A 25,377-nucleotide genomic window follows, 5' to 3' on the forward strand; every position below is an offset into this window, starting at 1 on the left:
TTTTTGTTGGTTTATTCGTGATCGCGACAGGATTCGAACCTGTGACCGTCTGCTTAGAAGGCAGATGCTCTATCCAACTGAGCTACGCGACCCTATAGCGTGTCTTGTCTTAGACGGCTGCAAATTTAGATAAATAATGCGTTATACCAAAAGTAAAGCAAACATTTGAGATGAATAAATACTTGTAACTAGAAGTTCAATCAAAATGACTGATTTTCTAAAAAATTACTTTCTATTTTTTCAACTCTTTAATATCAACCACACATCTAAAACCCACGTGATTCATCGCTGCATCCATTTCGAGGGGCATACGTGCTGAAACCCTATAACTGGCGCAATAACTGTCATTACATAAAAACGATCCGCCTTTAATTACACTATGTAGAGTAAAGTATCCATCACCGAAAGATGCTTTTTCAGCACCGGATGGATTATTAAGGGTGTCTGAAATCGTTAGGGTTTTATAATAATTCTCATCGTACCAATCGGCTGTTATCTCCCAAACATTTCCAGCCATATCGTAAAGTCCGTACCCATTGCTTATAAAACTTCCTACAGGTGCGGTAGCCTGATAAGTATCCTTTAATGTATTTGTGGTAGGGAAAATTCCTTGAAAGAAATTTGCTCTATAAGGAGCATCATTCACATCGCAATCTCCCCAGGGATATATGGGATCCTGCAAGCCCCCACGGGCAGCCCATTCCCATTCGGCCTCTGTTGGCAATCTTTTCCCAGCCCATTTGGCATATGCCTTTGCGTCTTCCAAAGCAATATGAACCACCGGATGATCATCTTTTCCTTCTATGGTGCTTTCCGGCCCTTCCGGATGTTTCCAATTTGCGAAGTTGGTCCATGACCACCATTGGGAAATATCACCGAGCTGTGTAGTATTGCGGTTTGGCGTAAAAACAAGCGAACCCGGCTGTAGTAAGTCATCGGAAGGCTTTGGTGTTCCTATCGGAACATGTTTTTTTAACTCTTCCCAATCAACCGGTCGCTCCGCGATAGTTTTATACCCTGTTGCTTCCACAAATCTTTTAAAATCGGCGTTAGTAACCTCATAGGTATCCATGTAGAACCCGTCCACACTTACCGGGTGTTTGGGATATTCCCTATCCAGTGCCAGCTCTCCAACAGCGCCCATCATAAACACTCCTCCGGGTATTAATCTCATTCCTTCGATTCGTTTCTTAAATGCTGTATCCGTTCTAAGCTTAGAGTCGTAAAGGGCAATGGTATCCCTAATTCGTTTAATATGATCGGGAATTTTTCCGTCTACATAACATAAGAAATTTGCACCTACCAGTGTAGAATTGACATCTTTTTCAGAATCCTTAGAGGCTTCGTTACAACTGCAGAATACAATAAACAACAGCAAATAAAGAAAGTAGGTTTTCATGAAATTAAATTGATTGTTGCAATGTAATAAATTACTCAACACCTCACCATTAGATAGGTAGTTCAGACTAAAAAGTAATATAATTACCGTTAATAAGATCTATTAACAAAACAGGGAAGCTTTGCTTCATCTCCCTGTGTCACCCTGAATTTGATTCAGGGTCTATTTCATACTTTACCAGGATTACGCTCGTACCTCGCGTGATCCTGATCGGGGAATGTTGCTCAGTGAAAGTCGGGGAAGCTTTGCTTCACCTCCTTCTGTCACCCTGAACTTGATTCAGGGTCTATTTCATACTTTACCAGGATTACGCTCGTACCTCGCGTGATCCTGATCGGGGAATGTTGCTCAATGAAAGTCGGGGAAGCTTTGCTTCACCTCCTTCTGTCACTCTGAACTTGATTCAGGGTCTATTTCATTCCCAGGATTACGCTCGTACCTCGCGTGATCCTGATCGGGGAATGTTGCTCAATGAAAGTCGGGAAGCTTTGCTTCATCACCCTGTGTCACCCTGAACTTGATTCAGGGTCTATTTCATACTTTACCAGGATTACGCTCGTACCTCGCGTGATCCTGATCGGGGAATGTTGCTCAATGAAAGTCGGGAAGCTTTGCTTCCCTTACTTTTTTATTCCCACCGCGGCCGTGAAGCAAGCTTCAGCCTTGTGGAAATAAAAAAGTCGGACACTTTCTGTGTCCGACTTTCATTGGTCGGGGTGGCAGGATTCGAACCTGCGACCTCCTGCTCCCAAAGCAGGCGCGATAACCGGGCTACGCTACACCCCGAATTGGTTATCAATAATTCTTTATTTCAATCTCTTATCGATATTACCGGTTTAACCCTCGTAATACCCAGAACGTTTTTCACTGTAAAGAATATATACAATCATACTCTTTCACTTGGGGTGGTCACGCCTTCAGCGTGACGACCTTCACGCCATAGGCGTGACTCGATAACCGGGCGGAGTCTATCCTGAACTTGACTCAGGGCTACACCCCGAATTGGTTATCAATAATTCTTTATTTCAATCTCTTGTCGATATTACCGGTTTAACCGTAGTAATACCCAGAACGTTTTTCACTGTAAAGAATATATACAATCATACTCTTTCACTTGGGGTGGTCACGCCTTCAGCGTGACGACCTTCACGCCATAGGCGTGACGCTATAACCGGGCTACGCTACACCCCGAATTGGTTATCAATAAATCGTTTCACCCACGCTTTACGATCTATGAATTAAGATCTAGTGTGAAACTAAAAACCCTTCGCTACAATTGTTTTGAAGGGCTATTGCGGAGAGACCGGGATTCGAACCCGGGCAACGGTTGCCCGTTGACAGATTAGCAATCTGCTCCATTACCACTCTGGCACCTCTCCAATATTTAAAGAACTTTACCTGATTTATCGGCTTTTTAATGGAATTAATCTTCCGTATACAGGCGGGTGCAAATGTAACTTTTCAATTACTTTCTCGCAAACAAAAAATTAATTTTTAGTACTGTATTATTCGATGCAACCCAGGTTGTTTATAAAATATTCCTGTGGATAAATTGGAACTTCAATAGCCGGGTTACTTAAAACCCGCTTAAATTCGATATCGAAATTGGTATTCATACTGGTAATTCGCATCGACTTCAGCGCCGATCCCATTAATTTAGCCATACTTTCTTCATTCATGAAAAATGCAGCTTCCGAAGTGCTGTTATCTAATTGGTTTTCATGATCTGTTTGCCTTCCACAATTAACTTCATCTAAATATGGTAAGGAAACATAACTACCATCTTCAAGTAAGAACGTTATCCTACTTCTCTTATCGAAGCACATGATAGGAGGCATTTCCAATGCATTAAGAGATATCTGCATTACAAGACTGGATAGATCGCCTTCCCTCATCAACGAAAAATAAATAAAAACACTCTGTGTTCTCGACAACTCGTATTCCACCAATTGTTCGGTAGTTAGCTTAAAATTTTCTTCTTCGGTATCGACATTGATCTTATATGAACATTTATCCTGAGCAAAACTCAACGTAGTAAAGCTAAGAGCAAGAAGGATAGTGCATAGATTCTTCATAAGTGAATTTTTTCGCAAATTAACATCATTTTTTTGTCATTTTGAACCGTGGTGAAAAATACGTATCGCTCTCCACCGTCTTTTATTTTCCATCTTTTTTTTAATTCTGAAACACTTTCCGGAAAATTTCGAACCGCGACATTGGCTTTATCAAAAGTAATGCCAGCACGCATGTGTTTTTTAGTATACGGAATCCTCTCCATAACTTTAAATTGCCTACCCGGAAACTCTATCAACTCATCGGAACTAAATAAATGCGTATGCTTATGTAACTTTTCAATATCAAAATTCTCCGATATAACCGAAAACCCACCACTTTTCATTATAGCGGCATTCGGTTCATACAGATAACTTCTCACATCACCATATGTTCCAGAGTCTGAATCGCCATAATGAAAACTGAACCGCTGAACTTCCGATCCTATAAAATTTACGGTTAATATCCTGGGGGAGGATTGGCCTGGTGGTTCCACCACCCATACTAATTCCTTTACTTCATTTTCCACCGCAACAACATGGATCTCACTCACGAATCTCATTGCTTTTATGCCGATTGATATATCAAGCATAGGGGAGGTCTTTACCAATATCCTATTTGTACTTTTCAGTAAACTATCGAGGTGTAGCGGAATATTGGGAAGGCAATCTTCCAATAAGAAGACTTTCTTTTTATCTTGATCTCTCCGTGAGGGATCTACATAAATTAGGTCGTATTTTTTATTAGCTACAGCTTGTACCCCCTCTTTAGTATAAAAACTGATGTTATTACTTCCCAGGACCTTAAAATTGTGCTGCACAATCTCTGAAAGATTTTCGTTTATCTCAAAATGATCCACTGTGTTGAAACTTTTTGAAAAGTAAAAAGTATCTACACCAAATCCGGCGGTGATATCGGCCATGCTTTTCCCTCCAAATAATTTTGCTTTGTAATTTGCTGTAATTGCTGAAGAGGTCTGTTCCATGTTCATTTTGGGAGGATAATAAATTCCTTCATTTTCTGCCCAAACTGGAAATTTGATTTTTGCCGTTCTATATCCTGTGATCTGTTCGAGTAATTCCTGTACAGAAATGTTATTGAAAGGGCTCCCCGAAAAAGCCAACCGAGTGGTGTCGCCATCAAAATTTCTAATAAAATTCTGCACTTCAGGATCTAAAATTGCGCTATTCAAGGCTTTCGATTTAAGTTGCAAAGATACTATTTCGAAGCCGTAAGATGATATAGTGCAACAGCGGCGGCCTGGGCAACATTAATGCTACTGTTCTCACCAAAGAGTTCGATATGATAGGATTTATCTGTTAGCTTTAAAATGGGTTCCGAAACACCATGAGCTTCATTTCCAAGGACTATCGCAAGTTTATCGGTGCCATTCCATTGAAGATCATGCAGTGGTTTACTGTTATTAGTTATCTCCAGGGCCGCAATAATAAATCCTTTTCCTCTCAGGTTATTAATAGTCTCGTTGAGATCGTGACTCTGTGAATGATTTACTTTTCTATGTGTATCTCGAGCAGTCTTTTTTAACCGTCCCGAATCGAATTCAATTTCTGAATTTCCAAAAATAATCTCTCTTACCCCAAATGCTTCTGCAATCCGAAAAAGTGATCCAATATTCGCAGGACCTTTAACCCCGTCACAGATCAATACGATTGGAAATTCGCGCTTTATAAATGGAGTGGATGAATGAGTGAGTTGCAAAACAGATTAATTTTCGAAAGCATATTTCACAATATTCGCTCCCATACGCAGGGCTTTCAGTCTTACTTCCTCAGGGTCGTTATGAATTTCCGGGTTTTCCCAACCATCCCCCAAGTCACTTTCGAAGGTATAAAGCAGGATCAATCTTCCTTCATGAGTGATACCAAAAGCTTGTGGTCTGCCACTATCATGTTCATGGATTTTGGGTAAACCTTCAGGAAACTTATAGTTGTAGGCGAAGATTGGATGATCCCCCGGCAATTCCTTTAATTCTTTATCAGGAAATATTTTCACCAGTTCCTTTCTCAAATACTCATCCATCCCGTAATTATCATCAATGTGTAAAAAGCCTCCACTCAATAAATAGTTCCGCAAATTAAGAGCTTCTTCATTTGTGAAAAATACGTTGCCATGGCCTGTCATGTGCACGAAGGGAAAATTGAAGATATCTATACTGCCAGGTGCCACAGTCTCTGTGCTCATACTTATGGCAGTATCGATCTGCTCATTACAGAACTTTGCCAGGTTAGGTAGGGCAGTAGGATTACTATACCAGTCGCCCCCGCCTCCATACTTTAACACAGCTATCTGCTGAGCGTTTAACTGGCTAACACCAATTATAATGAGAATGAATATTAATTTAAACCGCATTCATCAAATTTACAGTTTTCAATCCTCACAAATAATAATACAGTCTTAAATTTTCTTGAACATTCGTCCAAAAACGGTTCCCATAAACCGCTCCCATTCAGTTTTGGTATTAACAGGTGATTTTTCGAGGATTTTGTCTGAATTTTCTTCGGAATCAGGTGGTACGCTCAAGTCACCCTTTACAGGTTTAGTTGCTTTTGCATTCATAGCTAAGATGTTAGGTTTAGTGAAGGGGAGGTAATACAAGCGAATAGAAGCCTAAAAGTACATTAATTTAAAATAGAATCGAAAGTGAATTGGTGAAATTTCTATCTCAAGACATAGATATTACATCTAGCAGGTTCAGGTGGTGGTTTGATTCATGAATGCAACACTATGACATGCAACCAGAGCTGCAGTTTCGGTTCTTAACCTAGTGGTCCCAAGATGTATTTCGGTGAATCCATGTTCTATTGCCTGTTCTATTTCGTTTGATGAGAAATCGCCTTCCGGACCTATTAAAATCGTTACAGGCTCATGGGGTACGACAACATCCTTTAATGATCTTTTTTCCGAATTTTCACAATGAGCTATACATTTAATTCCTTCCTTGGGTCTAATAGCCAAGAACTCGCGAAGGGTGATAGCAGGATTAAGAATAGGCAGCCAGGCCTTCAGGGATTGTTTCATCGCACTTTGAAGAATCCGCTCGTAACGGTCTGCTTTGATCACTTTTCGCTCACTGTGATCGCAAATGATCGGTGTTATCTCACTTACACCTATTTCTGTCGCTTTCTCTAAAAACCATTCGTAACGGTCGTTTAATTTGGTTGGGGCCACGGCGAGATGCAAATGATAGGGTAGTGGGGCTATCTTTTCAGTAGAAATAATTTCGGCAACTGCCTTTTTTACGTCAACTATGGTTAGTGCCGCTTCAACCATTAAACCTTGTCCATTGGTTACATTTAATCTATCACCGGCATTAAATCGTAATACTTTGAAAATATGCCTACTTTCATCCTTATCGAAAATGATCGATGTGGATGTATCGGAAAGGTTTGCATTATAAAATAACTGCATCAGGATTCGGTTTTCGATTTAGCATGTGCGATTCCATACTCTGTCCAATATTGCAGTTTTTCTTCCGTGTCGAAACCTTTTTCAGAAACAAAAATAAATTCCTTTATTGGCTTTCCCGTAAAATCCATGGGCGTTACATGCTGCATCTTTAACACCTTTTCCATGTGTTCAGAAAGCACACGGACCATTAATCGCTGTTTGGTTTCTCCCACGCACATCTTGCCTTTATATAAAAAGCAAGAGCCGCCAAACATCTTTTTTTCGGTGATATGGTCACTCCAGGGGTTTAAACTTACCCGTATCCGCTGCACTATATTTCTACTAGTTTCGTCCATTAAAATTTCATTCGCGCCTGAGATACTATATCCGGTGAAGAGAACATTTGCTGCTTGTATTTCAATTCACCTACCATAGCGATCATAGCCGCATTATCGGTACAATATTCAAATTTAGGGATATAGGTCTTCCATCCATAAGACTTTTCGGCATCATTTAAAGCTTTTCGTATCCCACTGTTAGCCGAGACTCCTCCACCTATGGCAATCTCTTTAATTCCTGTTTTCTTTACTGCATTTTTTAATTTGTCCATTAGATAGTCCACGATAGTGGCCTGTATGCTTGCACAAATATCATTACGGTTCTTTTCTATAAACTCTGGATCAGCACCGGTTTCCCTTTCGATAAAATATAAAACTGAAGTTTTCAATCCACTAAAACTGAATTCCAGGGGGCCTACCTTGGGTTTAGGAAATGGAAAGCGATCCGGATCACCTAGTTGAGCGTATTTGTCTATTAGAGGCCCGCCGGGATATGGCAGGCCAAGGATCTTAGCAGATTTATCGAAAGCCTCACCTACGGCATCGTCTAATGTTTCGCCTATGATCTCCATCTCAAAATAGTCTGTCACTTTTACTAATTGAGTATGACCACCGCTAATGGTTAACGCCAGAAAAGGGAAATTGGGTGCGGCCTGTTCTTCTGTTTTAATAAAATGCGCCAAAATGTGCGCCTGCATGTGGTTTACACCTATTAAGGGAATATTCAGACCCAGGGCAAACGACTTGGAAAATGAGGCTCCAACCAACAGTGATCCCATTAGTCCGGGACCCTGTGTAAAAGCTATGGCGCTTACGTCTTTTTTATCGATATTTGCTTTGCGCAGTGCCTCATGAACGACCGGGACAATATTTTGCTGATGGGCACGTGAGGCAAGTTCGGGGACAACTCCTCCGTAGGCCTCGTGAATTTTCTGTGTTGCCACAACATTAGATAAAACCACGCCGTTGTTAATAACAGCAGCAGCAGTGTCATCGCAGGACGATTCTATGCCAAGAATATAAATGTTTTTGTCTTCCAAAATAAGGCACGTTTATTGGGAGTAAAATTAAAACTTTAAAAGCGTATCAAAAAACTCCGGAAAATAATACTTCGCACCTTTGCAATCATAGTATTGCTGCTGTTGCTTATTGTGATCATTCTATCCATTCCGGCTGTTCAGACCAGGATCGCTAAAAAGGTAACGGAGAATCTCAATGAAACCTATGGAACTGATATCACTATACAACGCCTTGGTCTTAACTGGAAGGGCGAGGTAGATATACGCGAGGTATATATCGCCGATCACCATAAAGATACGCTCATTTATGCAAAGCAATTGCAAACCAACATTCTAAGCCTTCCTAATATTTTAAAAGGAAAACTTGAATTTGGTGAAGTAGCACTTATTAATTCAAAGTTATATGTAAAGACGTACCTGGGTGAAACTGATGATAACCTGTATATTTTTACTGAAAAATTCAACACGGGCCCTCCTAGTGAGGAACCTTTCTTTTTGTTGGGGAACGATGTAATGATGGTAAACAGCGACATCAAGATATCCGATGAGAACCTGGATGTCCCTGAAATTATTAAACTGCAAAAAATTAATCTGAAAGCCAAAGATTTTGAGATCAACGGCCCGGACATAGACGCAGATATTCTCTCATTGTCCATGTTAAGTGATTTCGGACTTATGATAGAAAATCTATCGGCAGACTTCTCATATTCCCCTGAAGAAATGCGATTCCTGGACCTCACTCTAGATACCGGTCAATCGTTGCTGAAAGGAAATGTGGAATTGGATTATTCTAAAAATGGGATGGCCGATTTTAAGAATAATGTGGTGATAACAGCTCAATTGGATAATTCTACTATTGCCACAAACGATCTGAACACATTTTATAATGAATTTGGACCGAGTCAAATTATCAATTTTAGTGGTAGCCTGGAGGGCATTTTGAATGATTTTAAACTTACAAACACCGATCTAAGTACCTCTAATTCTCGTATTAGAGGGAATTTTTACTTTAAAAACCTTTTTAATGAAGACGGGCTTTTTACCATCACCCTAAATGATCACCTGATCAATTCAGACTATTACGACCTGCGCCGTTTAATGCCACGCGTTTTAGGAGAAGTACTGCCCACTGAATTAAAACCTTTAGGTAGTTTTACTTTTGCAGGAAATACAATTATTACCAGTAGTGAATTAAAAACAGATAGTAAATTAAACAGTAGGATAGGAAGCCTGGAAACAGCTTTCGAGATGGGAAATACAACCGATATAGAAAACGCCTACTACAAGGGAAGAGCGAAACTCACGAAATTCAATCTTGGAAAATTGGTGGGTACTCAATCGATAGGAAATGTAACAGCAAACCTGTTATTTGATGGTCGCGGCTTTACCCAGGAAACTGTAGACACTCATCTAAACGGAAGCATTTCATCCTTCAATTTTGAAAACTACACCTATAAGGATATCAAGGTGGCCGGAAACCTAAAGAACCCGATCTTCGACGGAGACCTTATCATAAACGATCCTAATCTAAAAATGGAGTTTAAAGGGCTTATAGATGTTTCTAAGGAATTCAATCAATATGATTTCGAAGCCGATGTGGAATATGCAGAACTCAACAAATTAAATCTTTTTAAACGGGATAGTGTTTCGGTATTTGCCGGAAGGATCATCATGGATATGGACGGAACCACCGTAAACGATGCCGAAGGAACTATTGAGTTTGTACAAACCTTCTATCAAAATGAAGACGACGATTTCTTCTTCGATGATTTCCTTATCACTTCCTCATTCAATGGCCCGGTGAGAACCATAGATATTAAATCGCCTGATATTATTACGGGAATGATAAAAGGGGAGTTTTTAATTGAAGATGTACCTGATCTCTTCAGGAACGGGGTTGGTAGTATCTATGCTAACTACATACCAAATGAAGTTACCGTTAATCAGTACATCGATTACGAATTCGAGGTTTATAATAAGCTGGTTGAGGTTTTCGTTCCTCAATTGAAATTTGGGGAAAATACAAGAGTGAGAGGATCTGTTGCCTCGAACGAATCTGAGTTCAAGTTGGATTTTCGTTCGCCTGAGATCCTGGTGTTCGACAACTACCTGGGGAAAGTAAATATACAGGTTGATAATGATAACCCGCTTTTCAACACCTTTATTTCGATCGATTCTGTAGACACAGGCAAATACAAAGTTTCAGATATAAATGTGATCAATAAGACTTTACTGGATACCCTTTATATAAGATCTCGCTTTAAAGGAGGAAAAAAGAAAAAAGACCTCTTCAATTTTTCTCTTTATCATACCATAAACCCCGAAGGGAAATCTGTAGTGGGTGTTAAGAAATCGGACATCACATATAAGGATAATGTCTGGTTTGTAAACAAGGATAATAACAACTTGAATAAGATCACTTTCGATGATAATTTTAAGTTCATTAAAATAGACTCGCTGGTTTTAAATCACAACGACGAATTTATTCGATTCGCCGGTTCTGTGAGGGATACAACCTACAAGAATTTACAGCTTCAGTTTAAGAATGTTAACTTCGGAAATATTGTTCCGGATATCGATAGCCTGGACCTACAAGGCGTGGTGAACGGGAGACTTAATTTTCTTCAGAAAGGAGGTGCCTATTATCCAAACTCTACAGTAACCATAGACGATGTGGAGATAAACGACGTCGAATTTGGGGATCTAAGTCTGGATATTAGCGGAAATAAAGATCTTACACGTTATTCGATCAATACCACGCTAATAAATAATAATGTGAAATCTATATCGGCTGTTGGAACGATAGATGTTGCAACAGAGAATCCTCAGATCTCATTGAATGTAGACCTCGATCGTTTTAATATGCACGCGTTTAGTCCTTTTGGCGGCGACGTGATCACCGATATTCGAGGTTTTATAAGCGGCAGCGCCAAGGTAGTGGGTAATTATAAATCGCCCGATATCCTGGGAAGGCTCCTACTTGTAGAAAGTGGCCTTAAGATCCCGTACCTCAATACCGATTTCAACCTATCGGAAAATACGCAGGTTATAGTTACTAAGAATAAATTCGATATAGGTAGAACGACCATTACCGATACTAAATATAACACCACTGGAACGTTAGTAGGTAATGCGACACACAGAAATTTCGGGGACTGGGCACTCAACCTCAATATAGAAACAGACAGATTGCTGGTACTGGATACTCCACCCGATGAAGATGCCTTGTATTACGGAACAGCATTTATTAGTGGTACAGCAGACATAAAAGGACCGGCAGAGGAACTGGTTATAGACGTGGTGGCTACTACCGAAGAGGGAACCACATTTAAAATACCTTTAAGCGATACAGAATCCATTGGGGATAATTCCTTTATAAAGTTCCTTTCACCAGAAGAAAAAGCTGCCCGAATTAGTGGGGAGACCTTTGTTTCTGAAGATGTAAAAGGACTTTCACTCAACTTCGAACTGGATATAAACGAAAATGCCGAAGTTGAAGTAGTGGTAGATCAGGTAAATAATTCGAGGCTTAAGGGGAGAGGAGCCGGAATTCTTCTCCTGGAGATCAATACCCTTGGAAAATTCAGGATGTGGGGAGATTTCCTCGTAATCGAAGGAACCTACGATTTCAGATATGGAGGATTGGTTCAGAAGACATTTACAGTAGAACCTGGTGGAAATATAACCTGGGATGGCAGTCCCGAACGTGCCAATCTCGACCTAACCGCCAAATATACCACAAATGCTAATCCGTCAATTTTACTCGACAACCCATCGGTGAATAGCAAGATCCCGGTGGAAGTACTTATTAACCTGTCGGGCGAACTCATCCAACCCGATATTAATTTCGAGATAGGATTCCCAAGAGCTTCTTCAATTGTTAGAAGTGAATTGGATTATAAACTTCAGAATAAAGAACAACGGGAAAAACAGGCCTTGTTCTTACTCGCTTCAAATTCGTTCGTGGGTGATAACTTACAGGGAAGCGGAGCCTTTTCAGGAACACTGGCCGAAAGTGTGGCAGGAATAGTAAACGATATCTTTGCAGATCAGGACGGAAAATTTGCGGTAGGTTTGGATTATACTCCAGGGCAAAACTCGCCTAATCAATACATTAGTGACCAGGTTGGGATCACACTATCTACCCAAATAAATGAACGTATTCTTATTAATGGAAAGGTAGGAGTACCGGTAGGTGGTGTGAACGAATCTGCAGTGGCCGGTGATATTGAGGTACAGTGGCTGGTGAATGAAGACGGCTCATTGCGTATAAACTTTTTCAACAGGCAGGCAGATATTCAATTCATAGGGGAGGACCAGATCTTCGAGCAAGGTGCAGGACTTTCTTATTCTGTGGATTTCGATACCTTCCGTGAGCTGGTAAATAAATTGTTCAATAGAAAACTTACCCTCGAATCGGAAAACGAGATTCCAGTAGTGCCGGATGACGATACAATTCCTGTGGATTTCAATCAGACTGCCATAAAGGAGAAGGAAAATTAACGAGAGGCGATCATCGATATCTCCACATTTACATACTTCGGAAGATTAGCTACTTCCACAGTTTCCCTTGCAGGCGCTGTTTCTTCTTTGAAATAGGTGGCGTATACTGTATTTATTTCAGCAAAATTTTTCATATCACTTATAAAAATGGAGGTTTTTAACACATTTTCGAAAGTCATATTCGCTGCTTCCAACACAGCTTTTAGATTTTCCATCACCAGTTCGGTCTCTTCAGAGATGGTGCCGGAGAATAACTTACCGGTAGCAGGGTTTATGGCAATCTGCCCCGAGGTAAAAAGCATATCACCCTTTAACACAGCCTGGTTATAAGGCCCAATTGGTGCCGGGGCTTTTGTAGTATGTATGATCTGTTTCATTTTTCTGAATTTTTTCTGAATTTTTTAGAATTGTGAATCCTTTTCCGAAATTCATTGTGGGACTATAAACTTCTGTCCGGCTCTCGGCGTTTGTCGTATTTAATATCGCTAAGTACACTTGAACGTATACCAATAAAGAAATACCAGTTGGTATTGATACTACCGATGGGCGTCCAGTTAAACCTGAGCTCCCAACTTTCAAGATCTCGCACAAAACGCAATTGAGTAAGTGTCACCCCTTTGTTCTTAAAATCATAACCTGATGAAATTCCCACTCGCCAGCGCGGCGATAATTCGAGGTTAGAACTAAACATTATAGATTGTGAGCTAATCTCGTTTTGCCGCTGGTTATTGGCATAAGTCATCGTGTAAGCCACACGAAGATCCCAGGGTACCGAGAAATTATACCAGTCTATATTCTTCTCGCGGTCTGTTTCTTCGTCCTTGGTTATCGCCGCAGACCTGTCGTTCAAACTGGTAGCATCCCCGAACAGATCGTCCGGCCGGCCACCGTTTCTAAAAGTTTCGTCATCCAGGATATCATCATCTTTCTTGTCACTTTCAAAATCCTTGCTGGAAAAGGAGTAATTAAAGCTGATATTAGCGTTGGTAAGCCTGAACAAACTACCGCCGTTATTGATGTTAAATTCGTCTATCCTTGTATTATTGTTGCTAAGAGCATAAGGATCCAGACTTCCATTGAAGTTGAAATCGAGCTTCTTTATTATAGGGATACTTCCTGTAAATCGAACCGGACTAATGGGTAGAGAATCTCCCGATAGATTGTATGCCGTACTGAAATTGAGGTTGTTTAGCAACACGATCTTGCGCGGCTCTGTGGCGGTTGTATCCTTATCCCTAACCTTTGCTTCAAGCGTATTACTGAGAGAAAACCCGATGGAGCTGGAGAACGTTCTTCCCGGAGCGCCATATAAGGTATTCTGAAACCGTGAATAAGCAACTACTTCATCGTTCACATCGGGGTCTGCAGAGGGGATGGTATAATCCTCGTAATATTGATCGAAACCAGGATTTATGTTATAAGAAATAGACGGCCGCATAACATGCCGGATCGCTTTAATCTTTTTGTCTTCTCCCTCGTCTTCAAAATCGTACATCCCGTATAAGGTTGTTCCCAGACTAGTAGAGAAGTTATAAGTAAGGTAGCGGTCAAATCCCTGCAAGGTATCCCTTACTACCGCACCGGCGCCTTCTTCTGCAGATTGGTCGTAATATTCACGGGTGGTTTGTAATGTCCAGGTTTCCTGTATTCCGGTACTCATGGAGGCGCTGAGATAATCGAAGATCTTAAAATTCGTACTCACAGGAATAGAATGCCTTGCACCAATCTGCGCACCATCGAACATCTCACTTTTAAAGAATAGCGAATCTACTGTGGAGATCCGGTTTTCGGCAGACATGTCGTATTGGAAATTTATATTCTGAATGATCCCCTTTTTTACACCCGTCTTAGGTGCGAACGGAAAAATACGGGATACGTTGGCGTTCACATTTGGTAGGGACAAATTAACCTCGTCTGTATTGGTATTTTGCTGATGTGTCCCGGCTACTGTTAGATTTACCTGGGGTTCGCCACTAAATGTTTTAGAATAGGAAACAGACGAACTTAAGGTATTCACCAACGCACTGGCATTATTGGTTTGATTGATAGACTGCCTGAAATATCGACTACTCCCTAAATTTACCGATGCTGAAAAACGTGAGGTTGGATTTGCCTTAGCATCCTGGGTATGCGTCCAGCGGATGTTATATACCGAACTCTGACTGAAATCCGGAAAGCCTCTCTCACTATTAATGAGGTTTTCGTACCGTACGCTTACATTCCCGCTGAATTTATATCGGAGGGAGTAGGAGGATTCGCCTCGAAGTCCATAACTACCATTGGTGTAATAGTCACCCAGCACCGTTAGATCGAGATAATCGTTTATCGCGAAATAATAGCCGCCATTCTGAAAGAAAAAGCCACGATTGTTGTTATCACCAATAGTAGGTAGTATAAACCCGGAAGTGCGATCCTCTGTTAGTGGGAAAAAAGCAAAAGGGAGACCGATCGGTGTTGGTACATCGGCGATATACATATTGGTGAGCCCTGTCACCACCTTTTTCTTTGGTACGAATTTAGCCTTTCTGGTATAGAAGTAGTATTCGGGATCTTCAACATTCTTGGAAGTTGTAAACTTTACATTCCGAAGAAAATAAACCGAATCATTCTCTTTTTTGGTCACTTCTGCGATTGTCTGTATACCGTTCTGTTCGGTTCGGGTATTGTATACGATCGCTTTTTTGGTGTCTGTATTGAAGCGAAGTGAGTCTGGTTCTGCGGTATTGGAAGCCTGTACAAAAACAGGGCGTTGCGAGTAGACACCGGCGCTATCGATCCCCTTTGCAGAGATCTCGTTCTTATTCAGGTCCAGGATTATAAGGCCGGCGTCTATCCTCATGTCTCCGTAGATGATAAAGGCTTTGTTGTACATATATACCTTGTTGTTCTTTCGGTCTATGTACACATAGTCTTCACCGTAGTAATCTACCACATCCTCCAGCAATTCCTTTTCGGGCTTAATGGTATCTGTCTTGACCGTGTCGGCAAAGACTTCGTTGATGGGTTGGACAGGCACCTCGATGTTCACCGTCGTGGTATCGGCATTGTTCGTCGATTCGATGACCACATCATTCTTAGGCGGAATATCCTGAGCCTTCCCGCAAAAGATTCCGAAGGAAAAGAAAAAGAGTAGAAAAGTATATATTTTGGGTAGCTTCAAGCTGCTCCTGTTTGAGAGTATTCCTTTGTAAGATTTTGAATAATTGTTCAAAAGTTTAAAATTAAATTTTCAACAAAGGAAGTTTGCATAACCGAATTTAATTTTTCTTTGTGATACGCAAAATACGCTATGCCCTTTTGGCTTAGTTTTTGAAACCTCAAAATTAAGCATATTTTTTATGAGGGGTTTTTAAATTTAGTAAATTAAAATATCAAGTTTCAACACACGTTATTAACAATATGAGAACGAAGATTTTACTTTTTTTCGTACTTACCATAGGATCCATCACTTTCTTTTCGTTTACGGGGCACAACAATGATACCATAAAGCCCTTTGTGGTAGTCCTGGATGCAGGACATGGGGGGCATGACAGCGGAAATACCGGAAATGGATATAAAGAAAAGGATATCGCATTGGATATCATCCTGGAGGTAGGAAAGATACTCGAGAAAGAACCAGGGATAAAAGTGATTTACACCCGTGATTCGGATAAATTTGTCGATCTGTGGGAAAGAGGCGCCATCGCTAATCGGGCAGATGCAGACTTATTTGTGTCTGTTCATTGCAATGCACACAATTCTGATGCTTACGGTACCGAAACCTTTGTATTGGGTTTACATGCGAACAAACGAAATCTTGAAGTTGCGAAAAAAGAAAATGAAGTAATCTTCCTGGAAGAGAATTACGAAGAAAAATATGCCGGTTACGACCCCAACAGTCCGGAGTCCTTTATAGGCCTAACCTTACTTCAGGAAGAATATCTGGACCAGAGCATTATGCTGGCCGGCCTGGTACAGAATAATTTTGCGAGCAACCTGAAAAGAAAGGACCGAAGTGTGAAACAAGCAGGTTTCATTGTACTTCACCAGAGTTATATGCCAAGTGTGCTCATTGAAACCGGTTTCCTTACCAATAAGAAGGAAGGCGCTTATCTCAATTCTAAAAAGGGGCAGAAAGAAATGGCTCGTGAAATAGCTAAAGGTATAATCACTTACCGTAAAAACCTGATGTTAGCCACAAGTGACAGTAAGAACCCCGTAATCACGCAAGAAGAGATCGATAAAGCGATCTCGGAGGCCGAAGAGGATATTTACGATGGTGTGGTGTTCAAGGTTCAGTTATTGGCGAGTAGCAAAAAAATAGAAACTTTCGCCTATAATTTTAACGGCCTGAAGGATATAAACAGGCACCTTGAAGATGGGCTTTACAAGTATTATTACGGAAAAACATCAGATTATAACAAAATCCGTTTAATGCAGACTTATGCGAAGGATAATGGATATCCTACCTGTTATATTGTAGCCTTTAAGGATGGAAAAAAGCTAAAACTATCGGAAGTACTAAAATCACAGGACAATTAAACCCGTTATTCTAGATTTATTTCTAAATTTGTTTCAGCACTAAAAAACCAGCCCTTGAAACTATCCAGAGAACTAAAAACCGGTATTTTCGCTATAGTAGTGATCCTACTTTTCATATTCGGTTACAGCTATCTCAAAGGCACGAATCTCCTGGATAATCAACGAGTTTATCATGTAAAATACAATAATGTGGAAGGCCTTGCTGTTGGCGCTCCCGTTACTATCAATGGTTATCAGGTAGGAAAGGTTCAGAATATCGACTTTGCCAATGGGAGTGGAGACCTGGTAGTAACCTTTTCGGTGGAAAAAGATTTTAAATTCTCTCGTAAAAGTATAGTTCAAATATATAGCAGTGGTTTTATTGGTGGAAATAACCTGGGAATCCTCCCTGATTACGATCCCAACGACATCGCTCAAAAAGGGGATACCCTAAATGGTATTATTCAACAAGGGATTTTAGATCAGGTAACCGGTAAACTGGCGCCATTGGAAGCAAAGATCCAAAGTACGCTCACCAGTTTGGATACATTATTAATTAGTGTAAATGAAGTCCTGGACGATGACAGCAAGGAAAACCTAAGACGTACGATCTCCAATCTCAGTGCTACTGTTACCGAATTCAGGGGTGCCTCGAGATCAATGAATCAACTTTTAGGTGACAATAAGGAAAAGCTTGGCAACACCATAGCAAATCTGGATAAGACGACCGAAAATTTCGCAAGACTGTCCGATTCTCTTGCGGAGATCGAAGTAGGGAAGATGGTACAGGAACTGGAAGGTACTCTAGAAAGATTTAATAACATTGCAGCACAGATAGAGAGTGGCGATGGCACCATTGGAAAGTTGTTGAAAGACGACGAATTATACGATAATTTGGCTGGTGCCTCACTTCAAATTGAAAAACTATTAGAGGATATGAGGTTAAATCCGAAGCGCTACGTTCATTTCTCAATCTTCGGAAAGCGCCCAAAACCCTACGAACCACCTAAAGATACCGTTAATTAAAATATGAAATATCTCCCGAATATAATATTTCTGGTTGCGCTTGCTGTGGGTATAGGCTACTTTACCTACAATATCCGTAAGCTTATTCGGAATATCAAATTAGGTCGAGAAATCGAAGAGTTAGGGGATAAGAAAGAGCGTTGGGGAAATGTGGTTCGAATTGCGCTAGGGCAATCTAAAATGGTGGTACGACCCGTCGCAGGGATCATGCACATAATTGTTTACGTAGGCTTTGTGATAATCAATCTGGAAGTTCTGGAGATAATTATCGACGGCTTATTTGGGACCCATCGAGTTTTTGCCTCGTTAGGACCGGTGTACGACTTGCTGATAGCATCGTTCGAGATCCTGGCATTGCTTGTTATTGTTGCCGTGGTCGTATTCTGGATCAGGCGTAATATACAGCGGTTAAGAAGGTTCATGAATCCCGAAATGAAGGGATGGCCTAAGAACGATGCCAATTATATCCTTTATTTCGAAGTAGTGTTAATGACACTTTTCCTTACCATGAATGCTGCCGATCATCAGCTGCAGCAATTAGGCTCAGCACATTATACCCAAGCTGGTATGTTCCCGGTTAGTAGTTATTTACTTCCTGTTTTTAGTGATATGTCTGAACAAAGTCTCATTATTGTGGAAAGAACCGCGTGGTGGTTACACATTATCGGGATTTTGATCTTTCTGAATTATCTTTACTTTAGTAAGCATCTCCATATAATTCTGGCTTTTCCCAATGTTTTCTTCGGAAAAGTGGTTCCGAAGGGAAAATTCAATAATCTGGAATCTGTAACAAAGGAGGTGAAATTGATGATGGATCCAAACGCCGATCCATTTGCAGCTCCGGCTGAAGGTGCTGAAGTACCGGCAAAATTTGGCGCAAGTGATGTCACAGATCTTAGTCGGATCCAGCTCCTGAATGCGTATACCTGCACCGAATGTGGTAGATGCACTAGTGAATGTCCGGCTAACCAGACAGGAAAGAAACTATCACCTCGGAAGATTATGATGGACACCCGGGATCGTCTGGAAGAGGTTGGAAAAAATATTGATAAGAATGGCGAATTTAAAGATGATGGTAAACAACTCCTCGACGACTATATCACTCGTGAGGAAATATGGGCCTGCACAACTTGCAATGCCTGTGTTGAAGCCTGCCCGGTAAGTATTGATCCACTATCCATAATTATGGATATACGCCAATATCTGGTTATGGAACAATCTGCAGCACCAAACGAATTGAACATCGCAATGACGAATATAGAGAATAACGGAGCCCCATGGCCGTATAATCAAATGGATCGATTGAACTGGAAAAATGAGTCGTAAATGAAAAGAGAAGAAGCAGAAAAATTATTACACGATAAAGTTGAAAAAGGTGAACAGGTAAGCCCTGTATTGCCTAAAGGCGTAAAGAACTATCTTATAGACATCGATGGTACAATAACCGAGGATGTGCCTAATGAGCAGCCGGAGCGTATGGCAACATGCGAACCCTTTCCGGATGCCCTTCATACCTGCAATAAATGGTATGACGAAGGCCATCTTATTTGTTTTTTCACTTCCCGAACCGAAGCACATCGCGAGGTTACCGAGAAGTGGCTGGACAAACACGGATTTAAGTATCATTCGCTACTTATGGGAAAACCACGCGGCGGGAATTACCATTGGGTAGACAATCACCTGGTAAAAGCCACACGCTATAAAGGTAAGTTTACCGATATGGTAGAAAAGAAAGTAAAAATCGAGGTTTTTAAAGATTAAGAAGAAAGCATGAGCGAATCCATCAAGGTACCTACAATGGCCGAATATATGGCCCAGGGAAAGCAACCGGAAGTTTTATTTTGGGTTGGATGTGCCGGCAGTTTCGATGATCGCGCAAAAAAGATAAGTAAGGCATTTGTGAAATTACTCCATAATGCCAAAGTAGATTTCGCTGTTTTGGGAACCGAAGAGAGCTGTACCGGAGACCCTGCAAAACGTGCAGGAAATGAGTTTCTTTTCCAGATGCAGGCCATGATGAACATACAGGTTTTAAATGGATACGAAATTAAAAAGATCGTGACCGCCTGCCCTCATTGCTTTAATACCCTTAAGAACGAATATCCCGAACTAGGTGGAAATTACGTGGTGATGCATCACACCCAGTTTCTAAAATCTCTCTTAAACGAAGGCAGATTAAAAGTGGCCGGAGGGAAGTTTAAAGGGAAGAGAATAACCTTCCACGACCCATGTTACCTGGGGCGTGCAAACAACGAATACGAAGCTCCACGGGAATTACTGGAAAAACTGGAAGTGGAATTGGTAGAAATGAAACGATGTAAATCCAGAGGATTGTGTTGTGGTGCGGGGGGAGCACAAATGTTCAAGGAACCGGAGGAAGGCAATAAGGACGTAAATATTGAACGAACCGAAGAAGCGATCGAAACTCAACCCGAAGTAATCGCGGCAGGGTGTCCGTTTTGTAATACGATGCTTACCGATGGAATAAAAGCCAAGGAAAAAGAAACAGAAGTAGCTGTAATGGATATAGCCGAAATGATTGCTAATGCAGAAGATTTATAGAGATGGTTACAGATTTCAAAAAATTACCGGACGATTCGCGCATCTGGGTCTATCAGGCGAATAGAAAATTGTCCGATGAAGAAGTTCAGAAAATAGAAGAGCAAACCAGAGAATTCCTCACTCAATGGACAGCCCACGGCACCGAACTGGAGGCTGGCTTTGAAGTAAAATACAATAGATTTATCGTAATAGGCCTCAACCAGGCAAATGCTTCGGCCTCCGGATGCAGCATAGACGCATCTGTAAGATTTATTCAGTCTTTGGAGAAGCAGTTCGAACTGGATCTGCTAGACAAAATGAACGTTACCTTTTACAACGGTCCGTATATAGCCCATAAGTCATTGGAAGATTTTAAGAAAATGGCCAAGTCGCGCTCAGTATCCCCTAATACCGTCGTTTTCAATAATTTAGTGAATACAAAAGCTGAGTATGAAGAACACTGGGAAGTCCCTGCTAAAGATAGCTGGCACAGTCGTTTTTTAGCATAGTTTTTGCTACATTCGAAATATGAAAAAACTGCTTGTAACCTCACTTCTTGCATGCTCATTCCTATCTGTTTGCGCCCAGCAAATTAATCCGCTCATCGATAAAGACGATTTCGAAAATCAGAAAAAATGGGTGGATAGTATCTATGGGAAAATGTCGCTTCAGGAAAAAGTAGGGCAACTTTTCATGACCGTGGTATTTTCCAGCGATCCTTCTTCAACCACCAATAAAACCAAAGAGTTGATCTCTAACTATTACATTGGCGGGGTTATATTTTCTAAAGGAGGCCCGGTAAGACAGGCACGGCTCAATAACGAATTTCAGGAATTAGCCGAAGTACCCCTGATGATAGGAATGGATGCCGAATGGGGTCTTGCCATGCGGCTGGATTCTACATACGCTTATCCGTGGAATATGACCTTAGGTGCGATCACCGATAATAAGATCGTAGAAAGAGTAGGGAACAGGATAGGAGAGCACTCAAAAAGACTTGGGGTTCATATAAATTTTGCTCCTGTAGTGGATATCAACACCAATCCTAAAAACCCTATCATTGGGAATCGCTCTTTCGGAGAGGATAAGGACAATGTTACACTGAAATCACTGGCTTTTATGAAAGGGATGCAGGATGCCGGTGTATTGGCAAATGCCAAACACTTTCCCGGCCATGGAGATACCGATACCGATTCGCACAAAACCTTGCCAACAATCGAGTTTACAAAAGAACGTCTGGACAGTATAGAACTTTATCCCTACAGGAAGCTTATCAACGAAGGATTGAGTAGCGTGATGGTGGCACATCTCAACGTACCTGCATTGGAAAGAAGAGACGGGTTTCCAAGTTCTATTTCGGAAACAATTGTTACCGATTTATTGAAACATGAACTGGGATTTAACGGCCTCATCTTCACAGATGCTCTCAACATGAAGGGGGCTTCAAATTTTAAAGAACCCGGGGAGATCGATCTTGCGGCATTCCTGGCAGGGAATGATGTGCTGCTCATTTCCGAAGACATTCCAAAAGCGCACGATCTAATGGTGGCTGCTTATAGAGAAGGAGTGATCACCGAAGAACGACTAGCACATTCGGTAAAAAAGATATTGTACGCTAAATATCTGGTTGGATTAAATGAATACAAACCTGTAAATACGAATTATATTTACGATGACCTGAATTCGGTGATCGATGATGCCCTATACGAAACCGCAATGGAACAGGCATTAACTGTCCTTAAGAACGATAAGGCCATTCTTCCAATAAAAGACCTTCAGAAAAAAAAGATCGCCTATATAAACTTTGGGGATGATGATGGAAGACCCTTCCTGGAACAATTAAGAAAATATGCCGATGTGGATTGGGTAAGGGCGAATAATCTCGAATCTTATCTCAGTAAACTAGAGAGCTATAACTATGTGATCGTTGGCTTTCACAAATCTAACGACAACCCCTGGAAAGACTACCAATTTACCGATAAGGAATTGGTTTGGCTATACGAGATCGCACGCACAAATACGGTGATACTCGATGTCTTTGCAAGGCCTTATGCAATGCTCGACTTGAATACTACCGCAAATTTTGAGGGGATTATCCTATCTTATCAGAACAGTGAAGTTTCCCAGGAATTATCTGCTCAACTTATTTTTGGTGCGAGGGAGGCTAATGGAAAACTCCCGGTATCCCTGGGTGAGGATTTTCCATTGCATACTCATTTCAGGACGAAATCTTTACGCCGACTCCAATACGGAACTCCGGAAAGTGTTGGAATGAACAGCTATAAATTGAAAAAGATCGATTCGCTGGCAAATATTGGACTCTGGGGAGGAATGATGCCGGGAGCGCAAATTCTGGTGGCACGAAAAGGTAAAGTGGTTTACAGCAAGAATTTTGGCTATCACACCCAGGATAAAGAGAACAGGGTACGGTCTAATGACATTTACGATGTGGCGTCTCTAACAAAGATTCTCGCCACCCTTCCTGTAGTAATGTCCCTGGTAGACCGTGATATTATTAATATGGACACTAAACTGTCGGAAATGCTGCCCGAATATGCCAGATCAAACAAGGCGAATATCAACTTAAAGGATATGTTATCGCACTATGCGCGGTTACGGGCATGGATCCCCTTTTATACACAAACGATCGATTCGGTAACAAAAAGACCTTCCGAAAAATATTACGCTTCTGCTGCTTCGAAAGAATTTAATATTAAGGTTGCTGAAGATCTGTACATGCGCAGTGATTATAAGGATAGCATTTATGACGCTATAAAGGATAGTGAATTGAGATCCCGACTTAGTTACAAATACAGTGATCTGCCGTATTATATTCTGAAGAAATATCTCGAAGAGTTTTATGGAGCCTCTTTAGATAAAATCACCCAGCGAGATCTATACGAATCTCTTGGGGCTAATTATACTACCTTTAATCCGCTTGAGAAATTTTCTAAAAATGATATCGTTCCTACCGAGATAGACGATTATTTTCGTATGCAGACAGTACATGGTTATGTGCACGATCAGGGAGCCGCTATGATGGGTGGCGTAAGTGGTCACGCTGGTTTGTTCAGCAATGCCAACGACGTTGCCAAGATCATGCAAATGTATCTATGGAAGGGATTTTACGGCGGAAAACGATATTTCAATCCCGAAACCCTGGATCTCTTTAATACATGTTATTATTGTGAGAAAGATGTAAGGAGAGGCGTAGGTTTCGACAAACCTCAATTAGGGGATGTTGGTCCAACCTGTGGATGTGTGTCTATGACCAGTTTTGGTCATAGTGGGTTTACAGGTACCTTTACCTGGGCAGATCCCGATGAAGAGATCGTATATGTGTTTTTGTCGAACAGAACCTATCCTTCTGCCGAAAATAGAAAATTAATTAGCAGTGACCTTAGAAGTAAGATACAGGAAGCGATCTACGAGGCCATAGACTATAAATTGATGGAATAAGATGAAAATTGCAATTGTATGTTATCCAACCTTTGGAGGTAGTGGCGTAGTAGCGACCGAATTAGGAATAGCACTCACCGAACATGGGCATGAAGTGCATTTTATTACGTACAAACAACCTGTTAGATTAGAGTTGATCTCACATCATATTCACTATCATGAAGTTTCTGTGCCGGATTATCCACTCTTCCATTTTCAGCCCTATGAGCTGGCCTTGTCCAGTAAGTTGGTGAATGTGGTAAAGCAACATCAGATCGATCTTCTTCATGTACATTATGCAATTCCTCATGCCTACGCTGGATATATGGCCAAGAAAATGCTTGAATGTGAGGGTATTTCCATTCCAATGGTTACCACCTTGCACGGTACCGATATCACGTTAGTTGGAAGTCATCCTTACTACAAACCGGCTGTTACTTTCTCCATTAACCGAAGTGATGTTGTTACATCGGTATCTCAAAGTTTAAAAGACGATACTAACAGATTATTCGACATCACCAATGAGATCATTGTAGTTCCTAATTTCATCGATGTTGCCAAGCATGTAAACCCCTATACCGAATGCCAGCGTGATCTCATGGCCGAACCACATGAACGAATAATTACGCACATAAGTAATTTAAGGCCTGTTAAGCGTGTGCCGGATGTGATCGAGATCTTCGACCGTATTAACAAAAAAATACCATCACGACTACTTATAGTAGGTGAGGGGCCAGATAAAAAGGCATGTGAAGAATTATGTGAATCTAAAGGGATAGAAAACAAAGTGGCTTTTTTAGGAAATAGTAATGAAGTAAATAAGATCCTGTGTTTTTCGGATCTGTTCCTTCTTCCTTCCGAAAAAGAGAGCTTTGGTCTGGCAGCACTTGAAGCAATGGCCTGTGGAGTGCCGGTTATCTCATCGAATACCGGAGGGCTTCCCGAAGTGAACGAACACGGAATAAGCGGATATCTTAGTGATATTGGCAATGTGGCCGAAATGGCAGATCATGCAATTAGTATTTTATCTTCAGATGAAAAATTAGCTCAATTCAAGGCCAACGCCAAAGAGGTGTCTAAGAAATTCGACACAAAAATGATCGTTCCTCAATACGAAGCAGTGTATGAGCGCGCCCTGCACCTGGTCTCATGA

The 25,377-nt window shown here is 41.1% G+C and carries 20 protein-coding genes and 3 tRNA genes; 9 read left to right on the plus strand and 14 right to left on the minus strand.

Annotated elements, in window-relative coordinates:
• Window positions 1-18: 18 nt before the first annotated feature.
• The 12 genes from C5O00_RS12315 to tsaD form a co-directional block, all read right to left on the minus strand.
• Window positions 19-92, minus strand: a tRNA-Arg gene (locus C5O00_RS12315).
• Window positions 93-232: 140 nt separating this feature from the next.
• Complete coding sequence (locus C5O00_RS12320; protein WP_105217135.1) at window positions 233-1,399, minus strand: formylglycine-generating enzyme family protein; 1,167 nt, start codon at window positions 1,397-1,399, stop codon at window positions 233-235.
• A 708-nt stretch (window positions 1,400-2,107) separates the two neighbouring features.
• Window positions 2,108-2,185: transfer RNA gene (locus C5O00_RS12325), tRNA-Pro, on the minus strand.
• 509 nt (window positions 2,186-2,694) lie between these two features.
• Window positions 2,695-2,778: transfer RNA gene (locus tag C5O00_RS12330), tRNA-Ser, on the minus strand.
• 126 nt (window positions 2,779-2,904) lie between these two features.
• Window positions 2,905-3,474: a hypothetical protein gene (locus C5O00_RS12335; RefSeq protein WP_105217136.1), complete on the minus strand. Its 570-nt coding sequence runs from the start codon at window positions 3,472-3,474 to the stop codon at window positions 2,905-2,907.
• A complete protein-coding gene (locus C5O00_RS12340; RefSeq protein WP_105217137.1) occupies window positions 3,471-4,643 on the minus strand; it encodes a THUMP-like domain-containing protein in 1,173 nt (390 codons plus the stop codon). The genes C5O00_RS12335 and C5O00_RS12340 overlap by 4 nt, the downstream gene beginning before the upstream one ends.
• A gap of 26 nt (window positions 4,644-4,669) precedes the next feature.
• On the minus strand, window positions 4,670-5,170 hold the full coding sequence (locus C5O00_RS12345; protein ID WP_105217138.1) for a TrmH family RNA methyltransferase: 501 nt from the start codon (window positions 5,168-5,170) through the stop codon (window positions 4,670-4,672).
• A gap of 6 nt (window positions 5,171-5,176) precedes the next feature.
• Window positions 5,177-5,821: a DUF4159 domain-containing protein gene (locus C5O00_RS12350; RefSeq protein WP_105217139.1), complete on the minus strand. Its 645-nt coding sequence runs from the start codon at window positions 5,819-5,821 to the stop codon at window positions 5,177-5,179.
• A gap of 45 nt (window positions 5,822-5,866) precedes the next feature.
• On the minus strand, window positions 5,867-6,028 hold the full coding sequence (locus C5O00_RS14510; RefSeq protein WP_158676852.1) for a hypothetical protein: 162 nt from the start codon (window positions 6,026-6,028) through the stop codon (window positions 5,867-5,869).
• 135 nt (window positions 6,029-6,163) lie between these two features.
• A complete protein-coding gene (locus C5O00_RS12355; protein ID WP_105217140.1) occupies window positions 6,164-6,880 on the minus strand; it encodes a 16S rRNA (uracil(1498)-N(3))-methyltransferase in 717 nt (238 codons plus the stop codon).
• Entirely contained in the window at window positions 6,880-7,215 is a 336-nt protein-coding gene (locus tag C5O00_RS12360; RefSeq protein ID WP_105217141.1) for a TfoX/Sxy family protein, read from the minus strand. The genes C5O00_RS12355 and C5O00_RS12360 overlap by 1 nt, the downstream gene beginning before the upstream one ends.
• On the minus strand, window positions 7,215-8,237 hold the full coding sequence (gene tsaD, locus C5O00_RS12365; RefSeq protein WP_105217142.1) for a tRNA (adenosine(37)-N6)-threonylcarbamoyltransferase complex transferase subunit TsaD: 1,023 nt from the start codon (window positions 8,235-8,237) through the stop codon (window positions 7,215-7,217). Before tsaD ends, C5O00_RS12360 begins: the two co-directional genes overlap by 1 nt.
• 111 nt (window positions 8,238-8,348) lie before the next feature.
• Between tsaD and C5O00_RS12370 the strand changes: the two genes are divergently transcribed.
• Window positions 8,349-12,719 carry a translocation/assembly module TamB domain-containing protein gene (locus C5O00_RS12370; RefSeq protein ID WP_244592990.1) on the plus strand — a complete coding sequence of 1,457 codons (4,371 nt, stop codon included), beginning with the start codon at window positions 8,349-8,351 and terminating at the stop codon, window positions 12,717-12,719.
• Here the strand turns inward: C5O00_RS12370 and C5O00_RS12375 are convergent.
• Both C5O00_RS12375 and C5O00_RS12380 read right to left on the minus strand, forming a co-directional pair.
• On the minus strand, window positions 12,716-13,096 hold the full coding sequence (locus tag C5O00_RS12375) for a RidA family protein (protein WP_105217144.1): 381 nt from the start codon (window positions 13,094-13,096) through the stop codon (window positions 12,716-12,718). The two genes, C5O00_RS12370 and C5O00_RS12375, sit on opposite strands and share 4 nt — an antisense overlap.
• A 62-nt stretch (window positions 13,097-13,158) precedes the next feature.
• On the minus strand, window positions 13,159-15,879 hold the full coding sequence (locus C5O00_RS12380; RefSeq protein ID WP_244592991.1) for a putative LPS assembly protein LptD: 2,721 nt from the start codon (window positions 15,877-15,879) through the stop codon (window positions 13,159-13,161).
• Between the two features lie 239 nt (window positions 15,880-16,118).
• On the opposite strand from C5O00_RS12380, the gene C5O00_RS12385 reads away from it, so the two are divergent.
• The 8 genes from C5O00_RS12385 to bshA are packed head-to-tail and all read left to right on the plus strand — an operon-like array spanning window position 16,119 to window position 25,377.
• Entirely contained in the window at window positions 16,119-17,240 is a 1,122-nt protein-coding gene (locus tag C5O00_RS12385) for an N-acetylmuramoyl-L-alanine amidase family protein (RefSeq protein ID WP_105217145.1), read from the plus strand.
• Window positions 17,241-17,294: 54 nt separating this feature from the next.
• The gene (locus C5O00_RS12390) at window positions 17,295-18,245 is read left to right on the plus strand and encodes an MlaD family protein (protein ID WP_105217146.1); all 951 of its coding nucleotides are present in this window, start codon (window positions 17,295-17,297) and stop codon (window positions 18,243-18,245) included.
• 3 nt (window positions 18,246-18,248) lie between these two features.
• On the plus strand, window positions 18,249-19,571 hold the full coding sequence (locus C5O00_RS12395) for a 4Fe-4S dicluster domain-containing protein (protein WP_105217147.1): 1,323 nt from the start codon (window positions 18,249-18,251) through the stop codon (window positions 19,569-19,571).
• Window positions 19,572-20,006 (plus strand): LNS2 domain-containing protein, encoded by a 435-nt coding sequence (locus C5O00_RS12400; protein ID WP_105217148.1) that lies wholly within the window; start codon window positions 19,572-19,574, stop codon window positions 20,004-20,006.
• A 9-nt stretch (window positions 20,007-20,015) separates the two neighbouring features.
• Window positions 20,016-20,807, plus strand: coding sequence for a (Fe-S)-binding protein (locus C5O00_RS12405; protein WP_105217149.1), 792 nt, complete (start codon window positions 20,016-20,018; stop codon window positions 20,805-20,807).
• Window positions 20,808-20,809: 2 nt separating this feature from the next.
• The gene (locus C5O00_RS12410) at window positions 20,810-21,295 is read left to right on the plus strand and encodes an ABC transporter ATPase (RefSeq protein ID WP_105217150.1); all 486 of its coding nucleotides are present in this window, start codon (window positions 20,810-20,812) and stop codon (window positions 21,293-21,295) included.
• Window positions 21,296-21,314: 19 nt separating this feature from the next.
• Window positions 21,315-24,245, plus strand: coding sequence for a serine hydrolase domain-containing protein (locus C5O00_RS12415; RefSeq protein WP_105217151.1), 2,931 nt, complete (start codon window positions 21,315-21,317; stop codon window positions 24,243-24,245).
• A 1-nt stretch (window position 24,246) separates the two neighbouring features.
• Complete coding sequence (bshA, locus tag C5O00_RS12420) at window positions 24,247-25,377, plus strand: N-acetyl-alpha-D-glucosaminyl L-malate synthase BshA (protein ID WP_105217152.1); 1,131 nt, start codon at window positions 24,247-24,249, stop codon at window positions 25,375-25,377.

The organism is Pukyongia salina (assembly GCF_002966125.1).
GTDB lineage: Bacteria > Bacteroidota > Bacteroidia > Flavobacteriales > Flavobacteriaceae > Pukyongia > Pukyongia salina.

Bases quoted from the DNA above. Each gene is read 5' to 3' on its own strand.
- C5O00_RS12405 (WP_105217149.1), top strand. From the start codon at position 20,016: ATGAGCGAATCCATCAAGGTACCTACAATGGCCGAATATATGGCCCAG.
- C5O00_RS12400 (WP_105217148.1), top strand. From the start codon at position 19,572: ATGAAAAGAGAAGAAGCAGAAAAATTATTACACGATAAAGTTGAAAAA.
- C5O00_RS14510 (WP_158676852.1), bottom strand. From the start codon at position 6,028: ATGAATGCAAAAGCAACTAAACCTGTAAAGGGTGACTTGAGCGTACCA.
- C5O00_RS12335 (WP_105217136.1), bottom strand. From the start codon at position 3,474: ATGAAGAATCTATGCACTATCCTTCTTGCTCTTAGCTTTACTACGTTG.
- C5O00_RS12375 (WP_105217144.1), bottom strand. From the start codon at position 13,096: ATGAAACAGATCATACATACTACAAAAGCCCCGGCACCAATTGGGCCT.
- C5O00_RS12320 (WP_105217135.1), bottom strand. From the start codon at position 1,399: ATGAAAACCTACTTTCTTTATTTGCTGTTGTTTATTGTATTCTGCAGT.
- C5O00_RS12385 (WP_105217145.1), top strand. From the start codon at position 16,119: ATGAGAACGAAGATTTTACTTTTTTTCGTACTTACCATAGGATCCATC.
- C5O00_RS12360 (WP_105217141.1), bottom strand. From the start codon at position 7,215: ATGGACGAAACTAGTAGAAATATAGTGCAGCGGATACGGGTAAGTTTA.
- bshA (WP_105217152.1), top strand. From the start codon at position 24,247: ATGAAAATTGCAATTGTATGTTATCCAACCTTTGGAGGTAGTGGCGTA.
- C5O00_RS12395 (WP_105217147.1), top strand. From the start codon at position 18,249: ATGAAATATCTCCCGAATATAATATTTCTGGTTGCGCTTGCTGTGGGT.
- C5O00_RS12350 (WP_105217139.1), bottom strand. From the start codon at position 5,821: ATGCGGTTTAAATTAATATTCATTCTCATTATAATTGGTGTTAGCCAG.
- C5O00_RS12355 (WP_105217140.1), bottom strand. From the start codon at position 6,880: ATGCAGTTATTTTATAATGCAAACCTTTCCGATACATCCACATCGATC.
- C5O00_RS12415 (WP_105217151.1), top strand. From the start codon at position 21,315: ATGAAAAAACTGCTTGTAACCTCACTTCTTGCATGCTCATTCCTATCT.
- C5O00_RS12410 (WP_105217150.1), top strand. From the start codon at position 20,810: ATGGTTACAGATTTCAAAAAATTACCGGACGATTCGCGCATCTGGGTC.